Origin of the sequence: Anthropogastromicrobium sp. (assembly GCF_037349415.1) — a bacterium.
Classification (GTDB): Bacteria; Bacillota; Clostridia; order Lachnospirales; family Lachnospiraceae; genus Anthropogastromicrobium; species Anthropogastromicrobium aceti.
This window is the reverse complement of record NZ_JAXWCK010000020.1, coordinates 60160-80871: the sequence shown is the minus strand read 5'-3', so window position 1 is coordinate 80871 and position 20712 is coordinate 60160. Positions and strand designations below refer to the sequence as shown.

Here is a 20712-nt window from a genome sequence, read left to right as displayed (position 1 = left end):
CTGTCCCCATTGGCTCTTGGAGAAATGTTACTATGAGAAATATAAGTTTGCTGATAAAACCGGTTTCAGGAATATGCAACATGACGTGTGATTATTGCTTTTATTGTGATGAAGCAAAAAAGAGAACACAGCATGTATATGGGATGATGAATGAAAAAATACTTGAAACCATTATAGAAAAAACAATAAGCGAGGCAGATGCTGTAGCAAGCTTTACCTGGCAAGGGGGAGAACCTACACTTCGGGGAATAGATTTCTTTGAAAAAGCAGTAGCACTTCAAAAGAAATATAAACAGCAATATCAGCGAAACAATCTTCATATAATGAATTCCTTCCAGACTAACGGATATGAGCTAGACAGACAGTGGGCAAAATTTTTTAAAAGAAATCAATTTCTGGTCGGTTTATCAATAGATGGCTTACCAGAAATTCATGATTTGCTTAGACGGGGAAAGGATGGGTCAAAAAGTTTTTTTAGAGTAAAGCAGGCTGCAGATCTTCTTGACCAATATCAGGTTGATTATAATATACTCACTGTTGTAACATCACAGGTAGCAGAGCGTATTAAGGAGATATATCCGTTTTATAAAAAATGCGGATGGAATTATCAGCAATATATTGCCTGCCTGGAGCCATTTGGTGAAAAACCGGGAACAAAGCCGTACTCTTTGTCGTCAAAACAGTATGGAAAATTTCTTTCAAATTTGTTTGAATTGTGGTATCATGATTTACAAGGCGCAAGTCAGCCATATATTAGACAGTTTGAAAACTATGTGGGATTGGCCGCAGGATATATGGCAGAATCTTGTGAGCAAAGGGGATGCTGCGGAGTACAGTATGCAGTGGAAGCAGATGGAAGCGTCTATCCGTGTGATTTTTACGTGATGGATGAGTACCAGATTGGCAATTTTAATACAGATTCGTTTGATCAGATGGATCAAAAACGAAGTGAAATTCGATTTATCGAGCAGTCTTCTCAGGTTGAGGAAGCGTGCATAAGCTGTCCTTATTTTTTATTATGCAGAGGTGGATGCCGGCGAAACAGGGGAAATGGGATGCAGACAGAACAAACAAGGAACAATTTTTGTGAAGGATATAAAATCTTCTTTGAAAAATGGTATGATACGCTGATGCAGTTGGGAAAACTGGTGCAAAGATAAATAAGAAACATTATCCATGGGAATGGAAAGGAGAACATGAATGAAAAAGCAGATTGTAGTATTGATGACAGACACAACAAGAAAAGATATGGTTGGCTGTTATGGAAATGAAAAGATGAAGACACCTAATCTTGACCGATTGGCACAGGAGGGCATTCGTTATGAGAATGCTTATACTTGTCAGCCTGTATGCGGCCCGGCAAGAGGTGCAATTTTTACTGGAGCATTTCCACACACCAATGGAGTTGTCACAAACAGTATCGGAATGGGAGATAACGTAAAGACAATCGGACAGCGTTTGCACGATAACAAGATTGAATGCGGCTATATCGGAAAATGGCACCTTGATGGATCTGATTATTTTGGAAATGGTATATGTCCAGATGGATGGAACCCAAAATATTGGTATGATATGAGAACTTATCTTAGTGAGTTGAGCGATGAAGACAAACTTCGCTCTAGAGATTCACAGACATCATACACAGAGGGCTTTTCAGAAGAATTTACATATGCGCATCGTTGCTCCGACAGGGCTATTGCATACTTGAATGAATTTAAGGATCAGGATTTCTTTTTGACTGTATCATATGATGAGCCGCATGGACCATCTCTTTGCCCGGCTCCATTTAATCATATGTATGATGGTTTCTGTTTTGAAAGTTCACCTAGCTTTCAGGACGATCTGTCAAAGAAACCAATGCTGCAGCAGCTTTGGGCAGGAAAGAATTTACATGCACCAGAATCAGAGATAAATAAGGCGTCAAAAGGGCTGTCATTGTTCTTAGGCTGTAATTCATTTGCAGATTATGAAATGGGAAGAGTATTGGATGTAATTTACAAGCTTGCACCAGATGCAATGGTAATTTATACATCAGACCATGGTGATATGCTTGGTGCTCATCGTCTGACATCAAAAAATGCAGCAGCATACAAGGAAGTAGCTAATATTCCTTTAATTATTAAGGGCGGTGCAAAGGGTCAGGTAGTGCATGAGATGGCATCTCACATTGATATTGCACCAACAATTATGGATTATTTTGAACTGCCAGTTCCAAAAACAATGGAAGGAAAGAGTATGCTGGCACAGATTTATGATCCAAGTGTGAAGATAAATGATGCGGTGTTTACAGAGTTTACAAGATATGAAGTGGATCATGATGGTTTTGGCGGTTTGCAGATGATGCGTGCAATCACCACAAAACGCTACAAGTTAGTTATTCATTTGCTTGATACAGATGAATTTTATGATCTTGAAACAGATCCATATGAGGTCGAAAATAGAATCAATGATGAAGCATATGAAGCTGTCCGCAACGAGCTGCATGATAAGCTTCTGGCGCATATGGATGATACAAGAGATCTGTACCGCGGCTATCAGTGGAAAATGAGACCATGGAGAAAAAATGTCACACCAGATTGGAATAATGGTGGCTATACAAGACAGAGAGAAAACGAAGAATATGAGCCAAGACAGCTTGACTATGACACTGGACTTCCTATGGAAAAAGCAGTGAGAAATAAACTTCTGTATTGATATATGAAAAAGGCGCTGCGCATATTGACGCAGCGCCTTTTTAAGTGTTTTTATTTTTCAGTGGAAAATGACGCATCTAGTTGTGCTAAAAATTCCTGTGGAATTTGTCGACAAAGTGGAAATACTTCTTCATTTGCCAAATAATTTGCTATAGTGCAAAGAAGCAGCGCACTGCGGCAAAGTGACCAGGCAGAGATTAGATCAATAGTGTCATACTCTGTATGCATGCCGTATCCATCACGGTTTAAGGTCATAGAAGGAATTCGTTTCCATGCAAATGTGTTAGAATCACTGCTCCAGACAGATGATCTTGTCGTCATTCCAATACCGCATTTTTCAGCGAGAGCTTCAAACTGGCGGCAGATTGAAGAATCGCCCGTAACACCTATTACAGTGCCGCCAAGTGATTGTCCGGCAAGGTCAATATTCATGTTAAAGAGGTGATGTGACAATTCAGACTCATGTGCTTTAACATAGGCGCGGCTTCCTAAAAGACCTTTTTCTTCTGCACCAAAAAATACAAAATCAATAGTGCGGCGTGGCTTATGTTCACAAAAATATAAAAACAGCTCCATAACAATTGCACAGCCTGCCATGTTATCGTAGGCGCCAGGTCCTTGTGGAACAGAGTCATAATGAGCAGTCACAGTTAAAATATCATCGCTTTTATCGCTTCCTTCAATGCGAGCACAAATATTTTGTGATGTTTTTTCAACAAGTGTCTGCTCACAGATCATGCGCACGCGTAAAGCACCTTTTTCAACAATCTCTGCTGCATCCACAAAATGAATGCAAGTGCCAGGAATTTCAGCCAGCGTTTTAGATTGACCAAGATTTTTGGCTGCAGGCAGTCTTTTCTTTCCAGTGTCAATTGGAGTACCAGAGAAAGATACAAAGCCAAGCGCACCAGCTTTTACAAGTTTTTCAAGCATTGTACGGCTCATATAATTATTCAGCATAACAATCTTTCCATTTGCCCGCTTCATATTAATATCATCAGCATTTTCCAGATAAACAAAATCAGCCTCAAGTCCATTTTCATCTGTGTTGGCACAAAAACCAAAAGTGCAAGCCTCATATACCTTATGGTAAGGTGCTGTCACCTCAAAGAAAGAGCGCTTAATCTGCGGTGCAAAAAAAGAAAACTCCTCCGTGCGAATCTGTGCATCGCTGTTTTCTTTTTTTAATTCCTGTAAAATCGTTTCAGCAGCTCTTTGCTCACCACACGTACCAGCTTCACGCACATAATTGAATTTAGAGACAAAGTCATACTGACGTTCTCCACTAATAAACGTATTCATCATATCTTTTTATTCCTTTCATTTTATAAAGGCATCATAGAATATATCAATATCTTTGTCAAGCGGTTGCAACTGCCGTTACAGTTCACGGATAAGCCAATATTTACAGTAAAGCCCGAAGGTGAATTGTAACAGGGCTATACTGCAAAGTATAAGAAAAAACAAAACTAGAGTTGTTTTGTCGAAGCATTGTGTGGTAGAATAAAAGCACAAAATTCAGATTCAGCAACCTGAAAATACAAGATGTGAAAGGATTAAAAAAATGAAGTGGCAAAGAGTTAAATACCAGCCGAACACACCACTTGGTGCAAACGGCCAGAAGGTAACAGCAAGCAAGGCACATACTGAGCTTTCCAAGCAGGCAGCAAAGGAAGGTATGGTATTATTAAAAAATGAGAACAGTCTTCTTCCATTTGAGAAGGGCACGAGACTTGCCGTATTCGGAAAGGCAAGTGCAGATTATGTAAAGGGCGGCGGCGGAAGCGGCGATGTTACCGTTTCATATACGGTAAGTCTTGATGCAGGTTTAAAGGCACTTAGCGATTATGTAAGTGTATATGAAGGTCTATCGTCATTTTATAATAAGAATGTGCGTGACCAGTATGAAAGAGGCGTGGCTCCAGGCATGACTGTTGAGCCAGAAGTTCCGGCTGAGCTTTTAAAGAAGGCAAGAGCTTATACTGATACAGCACTTATTACGATTTGTCGTTTTTCAGGCGAGGGATGGGATAGAACAAGCAGCTACGACAATGGCGTAGAGTCAGGCGAGCCGATGTGGAAGGAGTCTCAGAAGGTATTTGAACGAGGAGATTTCTATCTGTCTGATGCAGAACAGCGCATGGTAGAGACAGTAAAGGCTGCATTCCCTAAGGTTGTTGTTGTATTAAATGTAGGCGGCGTTGTAGATTCCATGTGGTTTGCAGAGGATCCTAAGATTCAGTCTGTTTTAATGGCATGGCAGGGCGGTATCGAAGGCGGTGCAGCAGCTGCTGAACTTCTTTGCGGTATTGGAAGTCCGTCAGGAAAATTGGCGGATACTTTTGCGAAGACGCTTGAGGATTATCCATCATCCTACAACTTCCATGAGTCACAGGATTACGTAGATTATACAGATGATATTTATGTAGGATATCGTTATTTCGAGACTATTCCAGGCGCAGACAAAAAGGTTGTGTATCCATTTGGATATGGACTTTCCTATACGACATTCAAGTGGGAGCTTGAGCGTGTAGACGAGGCAGAGGATGGCACACTTACAGTTCGCGTAGAGGTAACAAATACTGGAAATCATGAAGGAAAAGAAGTACTTCAGCTGTACGGCAGTGCACCAAAAGGAGTGCTTGATAAACCGTCAAAAATTTTGCTTTCATATGCAAAGACAAAGCTGCTGCAGCCTGGAGAAAATCAGCTTGTAACTTTAGTTGGAAACGTAAATGATCTGGCTTCATATGATGATCTTGGCGTTCTGCATAAATCTGCATATGTGATGGAGCAGGGAGAGTACCACTTCTATCTTGGAAATTCAGTTAGAAATACAGAGGAGCTTGGATTTATACATACAGAAGAGTCTACAAGAGTGGCAGAGCAGCTGACAGAGTGCTTAGCACCGACATCACTTCCAAAGCGCATGCGTGCAGATGGAAGCTTTGAAGAACTTCCTGTAAGACCGGCACACGATCCGGACAGCGAAGGACTTCTTACAAAGAAGGAAAAGGAAACAATCGATGGTGTTGCACCAGATGTACGTTTTTCAAAGGGCGAGCATCTTTGGAACAATAACGAGCGCCGCCTGCAGTTTGAGCAAGTTGCAGAAGGCAGCGTAACGCTTGATGAATTTGTGGCGCAGTTAAGCGACGAGGAGTTAGCTCATCTTTTAGGCGGTCAGCCAAATACAGGTGTTGCAAATACATTTGGCTTTGGTAATCTGCCAGAGTGTGGTATTCCGAACTTTATGACAGCTGATGGACCGGCAGGACTTCGTATTTTGCCAGAGTGCGGTGTTTGCACAACAGCATGGCCATGTGCAACACTTCTTGCATGCACCTGGAATCCAGAGATTGTCTATGAGGTAGGTGCAGCTGGTGCAAAAGAGGTAAGAGAAAATAATATCGCAGTATGGCTTACACCGGCAATCAATATTCATCGTACACCGATGTGCGGAAGAAATTTTGAGTATTACTCAGAGGATCCGTATCTTGTTGCAAAGCAGGCAGGCGCAATGGTACGCGGTATTCAGTCTCAGCACATTGCTGCAACAGTAAAGCATTTTGCACTGAATAACAAAGAAACGAACCGTAAGGATTCAAACTCAAGAGTATCAGAGCGTGCAGCAAGACAGATTTATTTAAAGACATTTGAGCGTATTGTAAAGGAAGCAAAGCCGTGGTGCATCATGTCTTCCTATAACATTGTAAATGATTATAGAGCTTCCGAAAATCATGATCTGTTAGAGAAGCTTCTGCGCGATGAGTGGGGATTTGAAGGTGTTGTAATGACAGACTGGTGGACATTTGGCGAGCACTGCAAGGAAGTAAATGCCGGAAATGATGTTAAGATGGCAGCTGGAAATCCTGACAACTTGCTGAAAGCACTTGAAAAAGGTCTGTTAAAGAGAGAGACAATGGAGTGCAGCGTAAAGAGACTTCTTGGAGTTCTCTTAAAGATTGATTAAACATGTAAATTTGAGGATGTCTGTGTAATCAGGCATCCTCATTCTCAGAAAAAAGATACAGAGAAGGACTATTTTATGAAGACAACGATGTGGAACGCAGATTTAGGAAATGGAATGTATAAAAATCCAATACTGTATGCAGATTATTCAGATCCTGATGCTTGCCGTGTGGGCGAGGATTACTTTATGATCGCGTCAAGTTTTTGCAATGCACCAGGTTTGCCAGTGCTTCACTCAAAGGATTTGGTAAATTGGAAGGTAGTTAATTATATTCTGCCAAAGGTGCCAGAAGAGCGCTATGATAAGCCAGTGCATGGATGTGGTGTATGGGCACCGGCAATCCGTTACCATGACGGAACATTTTTTGCTTGTTTTCCAATGCCAGACGAAGGTATTTACATGAGTACGACAAAGGATCCGTTTGGAACATGGTCAGAGCCAGTCAATATTCGTCCGGGTGCAGGCTGGATTGATCCGTGTCCGTTTTGGGATGAAGATGGCAGAGCATATCTTGTGGCAGGTGTTGCAAAAAGCCGCATCGGATATAAGAGTGTGCTTCATATGATTGAAATGCAGCCAGATGGAATGGGTCTGATAGGAGAAGCAAAAGTTGTCTTTGATGGAAATTTAAATGAGCAGGAAACAATTGAGGGGCCAAAGATGTATAAGAGAAATGGATGGTACTACATCTTTGCACCGGCAGGTGGTGTAAAAACAGGATGGCAGACTGTGCTTCGCTCAAAAAATATTTTTGGACCTTATGAATATCGCGTTGTTATGCGTCAGGGAGATACTCCTATAAACGGCCCTCACCAGGGTGCATGGGTAGATACCGTGACAGGTGAAGACTGGTTTTTACATTTTCAGGATGTGTATGCAGCTGGAAGAATTATTCATTTGCAGCCGATGAGCTGGAAAGAGGACTGGCCGATTATTGGTATCGCAAAGGATGGAAATGATTATGGGGAGCCAGTGCTTACTTACCGCAAGCCAAATGTCGGTGAGGCTGCGAAAGAGGCTGAAATCTTTGAGCCAGATGCCTCTGATGATTTTAGTAAAAAAACACTCGGTCTTCAGTGGCAGTGGAATGCAAATCCAAAAGAAGACTGGTATAAACTTACATCAGAAGGTCTTTGCCTGAAAGCGGTGAAGCAAGAGGAAAAAATCAAACATGGTGATTATCCAAATCTTCTTCTTCAGAAGTGGCCAGCACCAGAATTTATCTGTGACACAACACTTTCCCTTTCGGGATTAAAAGCAAATGAAGAAGCTGGTGTGATTTCTATGGGTGTAAAATATGCGCTTCTTTCATTTGCAAGAAACGAGGAAGGCATGGTTGAAGCTTCATTTATCAATGGAGAGCAAAAATATGGAAAGATTCTTGTGGAGAGTACCGAGGAGACAAGTACATCGCTTGGAGCACTAGTGTTTGCAGATGACAGTGAAGCTGTAACAGTCCGCATGAGCGTACACCGAGTTGGAACGCAGGATTTAAGCGAGAAAGAAAAGAATTTCCCACTTGAGGAGGTTGTTTTTGAGTACAGCATAAACGGCACAGATTACAAGAAGGCCGGAAGCTATATGGCAGCTGCAGGACGTTGGGTTGGTGTAAAGAGTGGTGTTTATTGTGCAGCTCATCATAGTGAGGCTGTTGGAAGCTGCCTTGTAAAAAAGACAGTTTATAAAAATGTGTAAAGCCAAGATTAAAAAGACACAAGGAGATCTTCGATGATAAGAACATATAAAAATCCCGTACAGCGCGGCTTTTTTCCAGATCCATCAGTTGTTCGCGTGGGAGATGACTATTACATGGTCAATTCAACCTTTCAGTACTTTCCGGCAATTGCAATAAGCCACTCAAAGGATATGGTGCACTGGGAGTTAATTGGACATGCCATTACAGATCCCGATGAATTAGATTTAAGTGATATACGTGATTCACATGGAATTTGGGCACCTGATATTTCCTACAGCAATGGTCGCTTTATCATAATGGCAACTCTTCGTTTAAATGCAGATGGAAAGCGTGATAATAATGTTATGCGCCGTCAGGTAGTTGTCTCATCAGACAGGCCAGAAGGTCCTTACAGCAAGCCATCATGGCTGGAGGTAGACAGCATTGATCCGTCTCATTTTGTAGATGACGATGGAAAGCACTACATGGTTATCAGTCCTGGAATAAATCTTGTCCCAATCTCTGATGACTGTACGCGAGTGATAGGCGATTTAATTCCTGTCTGGCCTGGAACAGGGGAGCGCTGCCCAGAAGGACCTCATATCTTGCGCCACGGTGATTATTATTATGCAATTCTTGCAGAGGGCGGCACTGGATATGGTCATGGCATAAATGTGGGACGCTCAAAAAATTTATTTGGCCCGTATGAAGCATCGCCATATAATCCTTTAATGAGACAGCTTGATCCAAACGCACCTATTCAGAGAACAGGTCATGGAAAACTAATCGAGGATGCAAATGGAGACTGGTGGGTTTACTATTTGATGGGACGACCAAACCGCGGCATCGAAGTCGCAAATGGCAAAGCACCAAAGCCGGGAGAGATACGAGTGCCGGGTGCTTATACGACAGTGGGCAGAGAGACAGGTCTTGATCCAGTAAGATGGTTAGACGATGGCTGGTTTGTTATTAATGAGGGCAAAGGTCCAAGCAATGAGCAGACTGCGCCAGATCTGCCAGAGGTAGTTTATCCAAAGTGGCAAAGAGATGACTTTGACAGCGACACACTAGATGTTCACTGGCAGTTCGTTAGAAGACCTGCACCGGGAAATTATTCACTGACAGAACGCCCAGGTCATATGCGAATCTGGACACAGGATGGTCAGCTCTTTGAGATTCGCGCAAAAAATACGCTGCTAAGAAGAGAGGAAGAGCTATCATACACTGCAACCACAAAGCTTGAATTTGATCCGACAAGAGATGGTGAACAGGCCGGACTTACATGTTATTATAGTACAGCGACATATGCACGCTTCTCACTTTGTTTTGAAGGCGGAAGAAAATTGCAGCTTGTAATAAACAGAAACCACGGCGAAGAGCTGATTGCAGAAGTAGATCAGATAAAAAATGGACCGATTTGGTTAAAAGTAGAGGTAGATCGTCTGACAAGACGCTTTTTATACAGCTACGACGGAAAAGATTGGAGCGAGGCAGGCGTATTAAAAGATTGCATTTACCTGTGCGATGAGGGTGTGCCAGACGATCCAAAGCGCCACACCGGAACACTAGTCGGCATCTACGCCAACAACGGTGGCTGCGGAAGCCGCATTCCGGCAGATTTTGACTTCTTTGAATTTCAGGGAAGAGACATCAATATATAGAGGAAAGAGTAGTAATTTATGGAAAACCGTGATCTGAAAATGGCAGAAAAAATTGCTGCATGCGTAGCAGATAAGGGAGGACGAACATTTCTTGTCGGAGGCTACGTGCGTGATCTTTTAATGGGAAAGCATAGTAAGGATATTGATATTGAAATCCATGGTGTACAGCCAAAAGAGCTAGAGAATATTCTTGACGGGCTTGGCTCTAGAACTGAGATGGGTGCAAGCTTTGGCGTGTATGGTCTTAGAGGATACGATATCGACATTGCCATGCCGCGCCAAGAGGAAGCGACAGGACGAGGACATAAAGATTTTAAAATATATGTAGATCCATTTCTTGGAACATATAAAGCCGCAATGCGCCGCGATTTTACAATCAATGCCATGATGCAAGATGTGCTGACTGGAGAGATCATTGATCACTTCGGCGGCCAGGAGGATCTAAAAAAAGGAGTACTTCGTCATGTAAACCCTCACACCTTTGCAGAAGATCCGCTTCGTGTGCTTAGAGCTGCGCAATTTGCCGCACGCTTTTCATTTTCTATTGCGCCAGAGACTATTGAATTATCTCGAAAAATGGACTTGACGACATTAGCCCATGAGCGTGTGATGAGTGAGCTTGAAAAAGCTTTGTTAAAGGCTGCGCATCCATCCATTTTCTTTGAACAGATGCACAAAATGAATCAGCTTGACGACTGGTTTTTACATTTAACACAGCTTATTGGAGTAAAGCAGCCTAAAAAGTATCACCCTGAGGGAGATGTGTGGAATCATACTATGCAGGTACTTGACAGTGCAGCCTTACTCCGAAGCAAGGCAGAAAATCCTCTTGGATTTATGCTGACAGCAGTAGTACACGATTTTGGGAAAATTATATCAACAACAGAGGAGAATGGAGAAATTCATTCTTATGGTCATGCAAAAAAGGGCGATCCTCTTGTAAAAGAATTTTTAGAGCGCATTACAAATGAGACAAAGCTGATCCGTTATGTGAGAAATCTTGCATCACTTCATATGAGACCTTACGAGCTTGCCAGAGAGCAAGCCGGGAAAAAGGCAACAAATCAGATGTTTGACAGTGTAACAGTGCCATCTGATCTGATTCTTTTTTCAACGGCCGATCAGATGGGAAAGGGAAAAGGACAAATTATTCCGGAATATGAAGACTTTTTAAAGGAGCGTCTTGACTGGTATCAGTACACGATGGCGCAGCCATGCGTGATGGGAGCTGATTTAATTAAGGCTGGATTAAAGCCGGGACCAAAATTTAGTGAAATTCTTGCATACTCACATGATCTTCATCTTTCAAACGTGCCAAAAGATGAAGCGTTAGCCCAAACACTTTCATTTGCGCAAAGACTTGCATAAGTGTTAAAAATGACATAATAACTTGTACAATATGCATAAAATATAAAGGGTATTGTACTGCAAAAAGACAGAAAATAAGAAGAAACTTTACATTCTTACAGAAGTCAGATATACTAACGATAGTGCAAGTTTTATAGCGCGGAAAGGAGGAATAGTAAGTTGATACGATATTGTGAAGAGAAAAAGCTGTTTCAGCTGGACACAATAAACACAACTTATGTAATCGGTTTAACACAAGAAGGATATGTAGGTCATGTATATTATGGAGACAGACTTTTTGGAGAAGCAGTCAGCACACTGCTTCGCACAGAGGAGCCGCCATTTACCCCATCGAAAAATTTGAGAGAAAAGTCTGCTTTTCTTGATTTCTTTCCAATGGAATATCCGACTGGCGGGATCGGTGATTACAGAGAGAGCTGTCTTGATGTGCGAAATGAAGCAGGAAGCAAGGCAGCAGAAATTCTTTATTTCTCCCACGTCATCACAAATGGTAAGCCTCGCTTAGAAGGTCTTCCAGCATCATTTGGAAATGACGACGAAGTACAGACACTTGTGATTACTTGTAAGGATTTGGTACTTGGTCTGTCCGTTGATCTAATGTATTCTGTTTTTGAGAAGGAAGATGTAATTGTCCGCAGTACACATGTCACCAATGAAGGTTCACAGACGCTTCGTTTGGAGAAGGTTTACAGCGCTTGTCTGGATATGGACAATGAAAACTTCGAACTTTTAAATCTGCATGGCTCATGGGCAAGAGAGCGCCACATTCAAAGACGTGAGCTCGCTTACGGAAAGCAGCTGATGTCCTCATTAAAGGGAGAATCCAGTCATCAGGAGCATCCGTTCCAGGCACTTGTCACAAAGGGGTGCGATCAGGAACACGGTAAGGTCTACGCAATGCATTTTGTGTATTCTGGAAACTTTATCGCGCAGACAGAACGTACACAGTTTGACATGGTGCGTATGGTCATGGGAATTTCAGCTGAGGAATTTTGCTGGCAGCTTACGCCTGGTTCATCATTCCAGGCACCAGAGGTAGTTTGTGTTTACTCCTCAGAGGGTCTTGGAAAGATGTCCAGAAGTTATCACGATTTTTATCGAAGCCACATGATTCGCAGTCCGTATAACCATAGCAAGCGTCCGATCCTGATCAATAACTGGGAGGCGACATATTTTAATTTCGACACACAAAAGCTTCTTGCAATTGCAAAGGAAGCAAAGGCGTGCGGAATTGAAATGCTCGTCATGGATGATGGATGGTTTGGTCATCGAAATAATGATGACAGTTCACTTGGCGACTGGAAGGTAAACACAGATAAGATCAAGGGCGGCCTGAAATATCTTGTTGATGAGGTTAACAATATTGGTCTGGAGTTTGGTATCTGGTTTGAGCCGGAGATGATTTCTCCTGATTCAGATCTGTATCGTGCGCATCCGGATTGGGCAATCCATATCGACGGCAGAGCTGCAACACAGAGCCGCTGCCAGTATGTGCTAGACTTATCACGAAAGGAAGTAAGAGACTATGTTTACGATCAGGTTTCTGCTATCCTTCACAGTGCAAATATCCGCTACGTTAAGTGGGACATGAATCGTCAGTTAAGCGACCTTGGAAGCAGCTATCTGTCAGCAGATCATAAAGAAGAGCTGTTCCACCGCTATGTTTTGGGCGTTTACGAGCTGCAGGAGCGTCTTGTCACAGAGTTTCCAAATATGCTTTTAGAAAATTGTTCTGGCGGCGGTGCAAGATTTGATCCAGGTATGCTGTATTACTCGCCGCAGATCTGGTGCTCAGATGATACAGATGCAATTGAGCGTCTGCTTATTCAGGAGGGAACTTCACTGATTTATCCGCTTTGCTCAATGGGTGCACATGTAAGCGACTGCCCGAACCATACAGTCGGAAGAGTTACCCCATTTGAGACAAGAGGTCACGTGGCACTTGCCGGAACCTTTGGATACGAGCTTGATGTAACAAAGATTCCGAAAGAAGACCGGGAACAGATTCCACAGCAAATTGCGATGTACCATAAATATCATGAGCTTGTTCGTGAGGGTGATTATTATCGCATCGCATCCTACAGTGAGAATCATCTGTACGATTGTTGGGCTGTATCGGCAAAGGATAAGAGCGAAGTGCTTGTCACCTACGTTCAAGTCCTTTCAACGCCAAATGTACACAGCAGAAAACTTTATTTAAAAGGCTTTGAGCCACAGGCCGTATATCGTCTTGAAGAGACAGGAGAAACCTTTACAGGAGAAATTCTGGAAAAATACGGCTATCTGATTCGTCCATTATGGGGCGATTTTCGCAGCAAACTGCTGCACTTTACAAAGATTTAGATGTAAAACAGAAACTAAAAATATTGCGAATGCGTACTATGATACAAAAAGTATCAAGTGGTAAATGTGACACTTGTCTTTTTATTACTGGTGTAGTAAATTCTAGGTGTGAAATTCCTATTGGAGGAGACAGGTATCTGGTACGCGTAGAAAGGTGTGTCAGACTATGGAGAGAGAACCATTAAGTGCTTGTGAAGCTATGATTATGAAAGTAATCTGGGATCAAAAAGGAGATATTTCAGTTCCGGAGCTGATTGATTTGATCCAGGAGCGTTACAAGAGAGATTACAAGAGAACAACAGTAGTAACCTTCCTTACCCGCTTAAACGGAAAGGGTTTCATTAGCTCTCGCCGTGCAGGCAGAATTTCTTACATTCACGCAGAAAAGAGCGAGGAAGAATACAAGGCAAAGCTCTCAGCGCGCGAGGTTAATTTCTGGTTCGACGGCAAGCCGGCCGAGTTCATCGCAGCACTTTCAAACAACCAGTCTCTTTCTAAAGAAGATATCAAACAGATAAGAGGCTTGTTGGATGAAATGGATCAATGATGTAGTATTTGCAATTTTGGCAGCACATGTCTGGGGCAGCCTGATGCTATTTGTTTGGCTGCAGGCAGTAAAAAAGCTTAGTAAAAGAGGATATTCGCGAGCACTTTTTTGGTTATTACGATGTGTTGTAGTCGCGTATCTTTTACCATTTGGATTTTGTTTGCTTATAGCAGTTGATGGCTATTTTAGAGGTTGGGATGGACGCTTATTTGAGTGGACGCCGATTATTACAGTGGTCAATCATGCACTTTTTATTGCATGGCTGATAGGTCTTTTCTTTAACTTTGGAAAGATCTGGAAAGAATGGCGTGTAACAAGAGCGTATTTAAGAGATGCATTTCCAGCGGATCTAAAAAGTCGGGCGCGTTTTCGAGAGGTTTGTAAGGAAATCAAAAAACGTCCGGGTCGAGTAAAGCTGTATCAGAAGTTTGGACTTAGGTGTGGTATTGCTACAGGAATACTGAGGCCAAGAATTGTGTTGCCAGATGACAAATTGAATCCGATTGTGGAGAAAGTAACTATGATCCACGAGCTGATTCACTACAAACGCCGAGATCTTTGGTTTTTATATGCATCAAAAATCATTGAGACAATTCACTGGTTTAATCCGTTGTCACGTTCACTTTCTGAGTACATGAATCAATGGAATGAATATGCATGCGATTACGAATCATGCATCGCGTTTGGCAATTCCAAGATGTATGCAATTGTTTTGTGTAATGTCGCAGAGCAGAATCAGCAAGGTCTGTTTTCTTCAATAGGAACTGAACCTATGACATTAAGCAGGAGGATTGAGATGATGGTAAATATGCAGAAGGCAAGAAAGAAATCAAAGTTTTTTGGCACAATCGCAGCAATCGCAGTTTCGTTTGCTTCCGTAACTTCAACATTTGCAGCAACTGGTGTAATGGCAGAAGGATATAGAAGATTATATGATCTTACAATGGTAGAAGATGTTGAAAAAGGAGTCTCAGCTGTTGTAGGAGATACTGATCTGGTCAATGAGAGCACAGATACACCAGAATACCCTGACAACAGTAATATTAATCCTGCTGATTATGTCAATACAGGCATTGTATTTAACGATGTTCTCCCAATTGATGGATATACGGTAGTAGAAGGCGAAGTGGATAATTTAACAAGAGCAACAGGTGCTAATTTTAACTGGACACTTACATATGATTATCTGCAGACAAGTGGATATTTTAAAGTGAATAAGGATCAGGTAATTAATGTTAGCGGAGATATTACACCTCTTGGAAAAGTTATACGTGTCGGTATAATTGAGCCAAATGGAGCAAGAAGATGTGTCTATGCAAATGGAAGATTTTCACAACCATTTCAGGCTTATGTAAAAGGTGATTACAAGGTCTATGCTATTAGCGACAACAGCGAAGTAGTAAACCTGACAGGCGTTTATGCTACATATTAACTTAACCTTCGCAGAGTCAAAAGAGTATACAAGCAGGGGGGAGCGCAGCAAAGACGGTAAAGTTTAGACATAAGGCAACGTGACAGCAAAAAAGCTGCGGGATAAAATATAATAAAAAACAGCTATCTGATATCAAAAAGGTATCGGGTGGCTGTTTTTTTGAATATTGGATTCTCCGAAAAAAGCCGAATAAATACATGTACAGAGCTGCCCGTAAATGATAAGATGATACTGTTCACGGACTTGTGAACTATAAAAAAAAAGAGAGGGAAGAAAAATGGGCAAGCTACAAAAAGATGAAGCATTTTATAAAAAGCTCTGGAGCCTGATGGTTCCGATTGTGCTTCAAAATCTGATGCTAGCGATGGTGGCAGTGGCCGATGCATTTATGCTTGGCGGCATGGATCAAAATTATATGTCAGCTGTATCACTTGCAACTCAGATTCAGTTTATCCAAAACATGTTTTTAGCAGCAGCGACAGCCAGTCTTGGTATTTTAGGCGCGCAGTATTGGGGAAAGGGAGACAAAAAGACATTAGATGAGATCTTTTGCATGGCGCTTCGCCTTTGCGGACTCGTATCAGCCATATTCTTTGTTGGCTGTGTTTTCTTCGGACGCTATCTGATGCTTCTTTTTACAAACGAAGAGGTATTGATCAATTATGGCATAAGCTACTTAAAAATTGCAGGATTTTCATATTTGATTACAGGTATTTCTCAGTGTTATCTTGTTATCATGAAGACAAGCGAGCACGCAAAGACAACGGCAGTCATAAGTTCAATGACAGTCTGTGTCAATATTATTTTAAATGCAATTTTTATTTTTGGAGGCTTTGGCATTGCACTGATGGGTGTGCGCGGAGCAGCTCTTGCGACACTTATTGCACGTATTATTGAGCTTTGCTGTTCTGTACTTATTTCCTATAAGCCAAATTATCTCCATCCGTCCATGCGCGACTTATTAAGGAGAAACAAACAGCTTTCAAAAGATTTCTGGAAGTGCGGACTTCCACTTTTAGGAGCATGTCTGTTCTGGGGAATTGGATTCACATCTTATTCATCATTTATGGGTCATCTTGGAACTGATGCAGCGGCAGCCAATTCCGTGGCAGCTGTTGTAAGAGATATCATATGCTGCTTTAGTGCAGGTATTTCTAGCGCAGCAGGAATTATGATTGGCAATGAGCTTGGCGCAGGAAACTTAGAGAAGGGAAAGCGATACGGCATACGTCTGTTAAAAATATCATTTGCATGCGGTATTTTTGCTTCTCTTTTAATGTGCATATCTGCACCAATTATTTTGCACTTTGTAAAGCTTACACCGCAGGCACAGGAGTATTTAAAGGGCATGTTTGCCGTTATCGCCTTTTATATGATTGGACGCGCAGTCAACGATGTCACAATAAATGGTATTTTTGGCGCCGGCGGCGATACACTGTTTGACATGTATAGCCTTGCAGTGTGTATGTGGTGTCTCGCAATTCCGCTCGCTGCTGCCGGAACATATTTTTTCCACTGGCCAGTAGTGCTTGTATATGCGTGTACATGTATAGATGAAGTAGGAAAGCTGCCGTGGGTTTTGCATCATTTTCGCAAGTATAAATGGGTCAAAGATTTGACTCATTGACAATTATAAGGCGTGGTGCTATGATGAGTCTAAGATTTAGCTTCGGGGAAAAATAAAAGAAAAGGGGATGCAAAAATGTGTCTTGTAACAAATATTCAGAAGTATTCAATCCATGACGGAGATGGAATTCGTACAACTGTATTTTTTAAAGGCTGTCCGCTTCGCTGTGCATGGTGCCATAATCCAGAAACACAAAAATGGAAACGTCAGATTTTAACGAATCAGGAAAAATGTACCGGCTGTATGGAATGTGAGCGTGTCTGTCCAAATGGAGCAGTGCGCATGGAAAATGGCAAAGCAGTAACAGATTATGAAAAATGTACCGGCTGCGGAGAATGTGTGACAGCTTGTCTTTTGAATATTCGCGAGGTTGCAGGAAAAGAGTACACGGTAAAAGAGCTGTTAAAGGAACTCAAAAAGGATGAAATGTTCTATGAGGAATCGGGCGGCGGTGTTACACTTTCCGGCGGCGAGGTCATGTGCATGGATATGGATTACATAGAGGAGCTTGTAAAGCAGCTGCATCGTCAGGGAATTACAGTGGCCATCGATACAAGTGGATATGCACCGTATGAAAATTTCAAACGGATTCTTCCATATATTGATACCTTCCTTTATGACATCAAGGCCATGGACAATGAAGTTCATAAAAAATGGGTTGGAACAGAGAATACTATCATTTTGGAAAATTTGAAAAAGTTAAGTGCAGATGGTGCAAGAATCTATATTAGAATCCCGACAATTGAAGGGGTCAATGCAGATGAAGAGAGCATGAAGGCTGTAATTAAATGGCTTACTGATGAAAAAATTAAGGTGGCACAGGTCAACCTTTTGCCGTATCACAATACAGGAAGCAGCAAATACAGCCGTCTTGAGTGTATTTATGACGGCGAAGCGTTTTTGGTACCGTCAGATGAAAAAATGAAGCAACTGTCATCACTTTTTACAGAGGCAGGATTTTTGAAAGTTAAGATTGGTGGATAAACCAGAAAGGAAAAGGATTTTAGCTGTAATGGAGAAAAGAGGAATGAATGAGCGTGTGCAGGCGCTGCGTGAACTAAGTGTTACGACTCAGCCGCACATCGACATGGAAAGAGCAAAAAGTGAAACTGCAACCTACAAGAAATATGAAGGTCAGCTGTCTGTGCCAGAGCTTCGTGCACAGGTTTTATATGACTATTTTGCAGCAAAGACACTTTACATCGGAGATGGAGAGCTGATTGTAGGAGAAAAGGGAGATTCTCCACATGGTGCACCGACATTCCCAGAGCTATGCTGTCATACTCTTGAGGATATGCACGTTATGAACGACCGTGAGCTTATCAGCTTTTCTGTAAAGGAAGAAGATTACGGATATCAGGAAAGAGAGATCATCCCATTCTGGGAAAAGCGTTCCACACGTTCAAAGATTCTGGCAAATATGTCTGATCAGTGGAAAGACTGCTATGCTGCAGGTATCTTTACTGAATTTATGGAGCAAAGAGGTCCAGGTCATACTGTTGGTTCCTTTAAGCTGTATGAAAAAGGATTTTTAGATTACAAGGCAGATATTCAGGCATCAATAGATTCTCTTGATTACTTCCATGATACAGAGGCATTTGAAAAGAGAAATCAGCTTCGCGGTATGGCAAAGGCATGTGATGCTATCATGCTTCTTGGTGCAAGATATGCTGATTATGCAAGAGAGCTTGCCCAAAAAGAAAAATGTGATACAAGAAAGGCAGAGCTTCTTCAGATTGCAGCAAACTGTGATGTTGTTCCAGCTCATAAGCCGCAGACCTTCTGGCAGGCAATTCAGATGTATTGGTTTGTTCACCTTGGCGTTACAACGGAGCTTAATCCATGGGATGCTTATTCACCAGGTCGTTTTGACCAGCATTTAAATCCATTTTATCAGAAGGATGTAGAGGAAGGCATTCTTGATGAGAAGAAGGCGTTAGAGCTTCTTGAGTGCCTTTGGGTGAAATTTAACAATCAGCCGGCACCGCCAAAGGTTGGTATCACGTTAAAGGAGAGCAGCACCTACACCGATTTTGCAAACTTAAATACAGGCGGTATCACTCCAGACGGACAAAACGGAGTTAATGATGTTTCTTATCTGATTCTTGATTGCATGGACGAGATGAAGCTGCTGCAGCCAAGCTCTAATGTACAGATCAGCAGAAAGACACCGCAGAAATTTTTAAAGAGAGCATGTGAGATTGCACGTAAGGGATGGGGACAGCCGGCATTCTATAATACAGAAGCAATTGTTCAGGAACTTATGAATGCAGGAAAGACACTTGCTGATGCAAGACGCGGCGGAACGAGCGGTTGTGTAGAGACTGGTGCATTTGGAAATGAAGCTTATATTCTGACAGGATATTTTAATATTCCAAAGGTATTTGAGCTTACATTAAATAATGGATATGATAAGGTAAGTAAAAAGCAGCTTGGTTTACAGCTTGGATATGCAGCTGATTTTAAGACATATGATGAGCTTTTTGATGCTTTTAAGAAGCAGATGAAATACTTTATTGATGTTAAGATTCAGGGAAGCAACATAATTGAAAAGATTTTTGCAGACTGCATGCCGGCACCATTTTTATCTATTCTTACAAATGACTGTATCGCAAAGGGCAAGGATTATAATGCCGGCGGTGCAAGATACAATACAAAATATCTGCAGGGTGTTGGAATCGGAACGATTACAGACTGCCTTGCTGCTGTAAAATATAATGTATATGATAAGAAAAACTTCACGATGGATGAGCTGATGGCAGCGCTTGATGATAATTTCATCGGTCATGAGCGAATCTTGAATCTGGTAAAAAATCATAGTCCAAAGTATGGAAATGATGATGAATATGCAGATGAGATTATGAAGCAGGTATTTGAATATTATCAGGGCGAAGTGACAGGAAGACCAAATATGCTTGGCGGAATGTATCGCGTAAATATGCTTCCGACAACATGCCACGTTTACTTTGGAGAAGTCATGATGGCAAGTGCAAATGGACGTCTGGCACATGTACCTGTTTCCGAGGGTATTTCACCAGAAAAGGGTGCAGACGTAAATGGTCCTACGGCTGTTATAAAGTCTTGTGCAAAGATGGATCATTTAATGACAGGCGGTACACTTTTGAATCAGAAGTTTACACCAAGTGTTGTTGCAGGAGAGGAAGGACTTAACCAGATGGCAAGTCTTATTCGTTCCTATTTCAATATGGATGGTCATCATATTCAGTTTAATGTCATCGATAGACAGACATTGCTTAATGCACAGAAATATCCAGAGGAATATAAGGATCTGATTGTTCGTGTAGCAGGCTACAGTGATCATTTCAGAAACTTAAGCAAGGCACTTCAGGATGAGATCATTAATCGTACTGAGCAAAGCTTCAACTAAAAACA

13 protein-coding genes are annotated in these 20712 nt (G+C 41.8%); 12 read left to right on the top strand and 1 reads right to left on the bottom strand.

The genetic code is table 11. The annotated features are described in order from the left end of the window. The first annotated feature begins 32 nt into the window (after positions 1-32). Both WJP93_RS03165 and WJP93_RS03160 read left to right on the top strand, forming a co-directional pair. A complete protein-coding gene (locus tag WJP93_RS03165; RefSeq protein ID WP_337546854.1) occupies positions 33-1160 on the top strand; it encodes an anaerobic sulfatase maturase in 1128 nt (375 codons plus the stop codon). Between the two features lie 40 nt (positions 1161-1200). Beyond that, a complete protein-coding gene (locus WJP93_RS03160) occupies positions 1201-2694 on the top strand; it encodes a sulfatase-like hydrolase/transferase (RefSeq protein WP_337546852.1) in 1494 nt (497 codons plus the stop codon). Positions 2695-2744: 50 nt separating this feature from the next. Here the strand turns inward: WJP93_RS03160 and WJP93_RS03155 are convergent, their stop codons facing one another. Further along, positions 2745-3998, bottom strand: coding sequence for a M20/M25/M40 family metallo-hydrolase (locus WJP93_RS03155; protein WP_337546851.1), 1254 nt, complete (start codon positions 3996-3998; stop codon positions 2745-2747). 259 nt (positions 3999-4257) lie between these two features. Between WJP93_RS03155 and WJP93_RS03150 the strand changes: the two genes are divergently transcribed. From WJP93_RS03150 to hypD, 10 genes are all read left to right on the top strand, one after another. Next, complete coding sequence (locus WJP93_RS03150; RefSeq protein WP_337546850.1) at positions 4258-6666, top strand: glycoside hydrolase family 3 C-terminal domain-containing protein; 2409 nt, start codon at positions 4258-4260, stop codon at positions 6664-6666. Positions 6667-6741: 75 nt separating this feature from the next. After that, positions 6742-8361 (top strand): glycoside hydrolase 43 family protein, encoded by a 1620-nt coding sequence (locus tag WJP93_RS03145; RefSeq protein WP_337546849.1) that lies wholly within the window; start codon positions 6742-6744, stop codon positions 8359-8361. A 33-nt stretch (positions 8362-8394) separates the two neighbouring features. After that, positions 8395-10002: a glycoside hydrolase family 43 protein gene (locus tag WJP93_RS03140; RefSeq protein WP_337546848.1), complete on the top strand. Its 1608-nt coding sequence runs from the start codon at positions 8395-8397 to the stop codon at positions 10000-10002. A gap of 18 nt (positions 10003-10020) precedes the next feature. After that, positions 10021-11370, top strand: a complete 1350-nt coding sequence (locus WJP93_RS03135; protein ID WP_337546847.1) for a hypothetical protein — start codon at positions 10021-10023, stop codon at positions 11368-11370. Positions 11371-11529: 159 nt separating this feature from the next. Then, positions 11530-13713 carry an alpha-galactosidase gene (locus tag WJP93_RS03130; RefSeq protein ID WP_337546846.1) on the top strand — a complete coding sequence of 728 codons (2184 nt, stop codon included), beginning with the start codon at positions 11530-11532 and terminating at the stop codon, positions 13711-13713. Between the two features lie 166 nt (positions 13714-13879). Then, complete coding sequence (locus WJP93_RS03125) at positions 13880-14260, top strand: BlaI/MecI/CopY family transcriptional regulator (RefSeq protein ID WP_118614165.1); 381 nt, start codon at positions 13880-13882, stop codon at positions 14258-14260. Next, positions 14244-15692, top strand: a complete 1449-nt coding sequence (locus WJP93_RS03120) for a M56 family metallopeptidase (RefSeq protein ID WP_337546844.1) — start codon at positions 14244-14246, stop codon at positions 15690-15692. Before WJP93_RS03125 ends, WJP93_RS03120 begins: the two co-directional genes overlap by 17 nt. A gap of 277 nt (positions 15693-15969) precedes the next feature. Then, the gene (locus tag WJP93_RS03115) at positions 15970-17319 is read left to right on the top strand and encodes an MATE family efflux transporter (protein WP_337546843.1); all 1350 of its coding nucleotides are present in this window, start codon (positions 15970-15972) and stop codon (positions 17317-17319) included. A 75-nt stretch (positions 17320-17394) separates the two neighbouring features. Then, complete coding sequence (locus WJP93_RS03110; protein ID WP_337546842.1) at positions 17395-18303, top strand: trans-4-hydroxy-L-proline dehydratase activase; 909 nt, start codon at positions 17395-17397, stop codon at positions 18301-18303. A 28-nt stretch (positions 18304-18331) separates the two neighbouring features. Next, on the top strand, positions 18332-20707 hold the full coding sequence (gene hypD / locus WJP93_RS03105) for a trans-4-hydroxy-L-proline dehydratase (protein ID WP_308731775.1): 2376 nt from the start codon (positions 18332-18334) through the stop codon (positions 20705-20707). Positions 20708-20712: the final 5 nt, after the last annotated feature.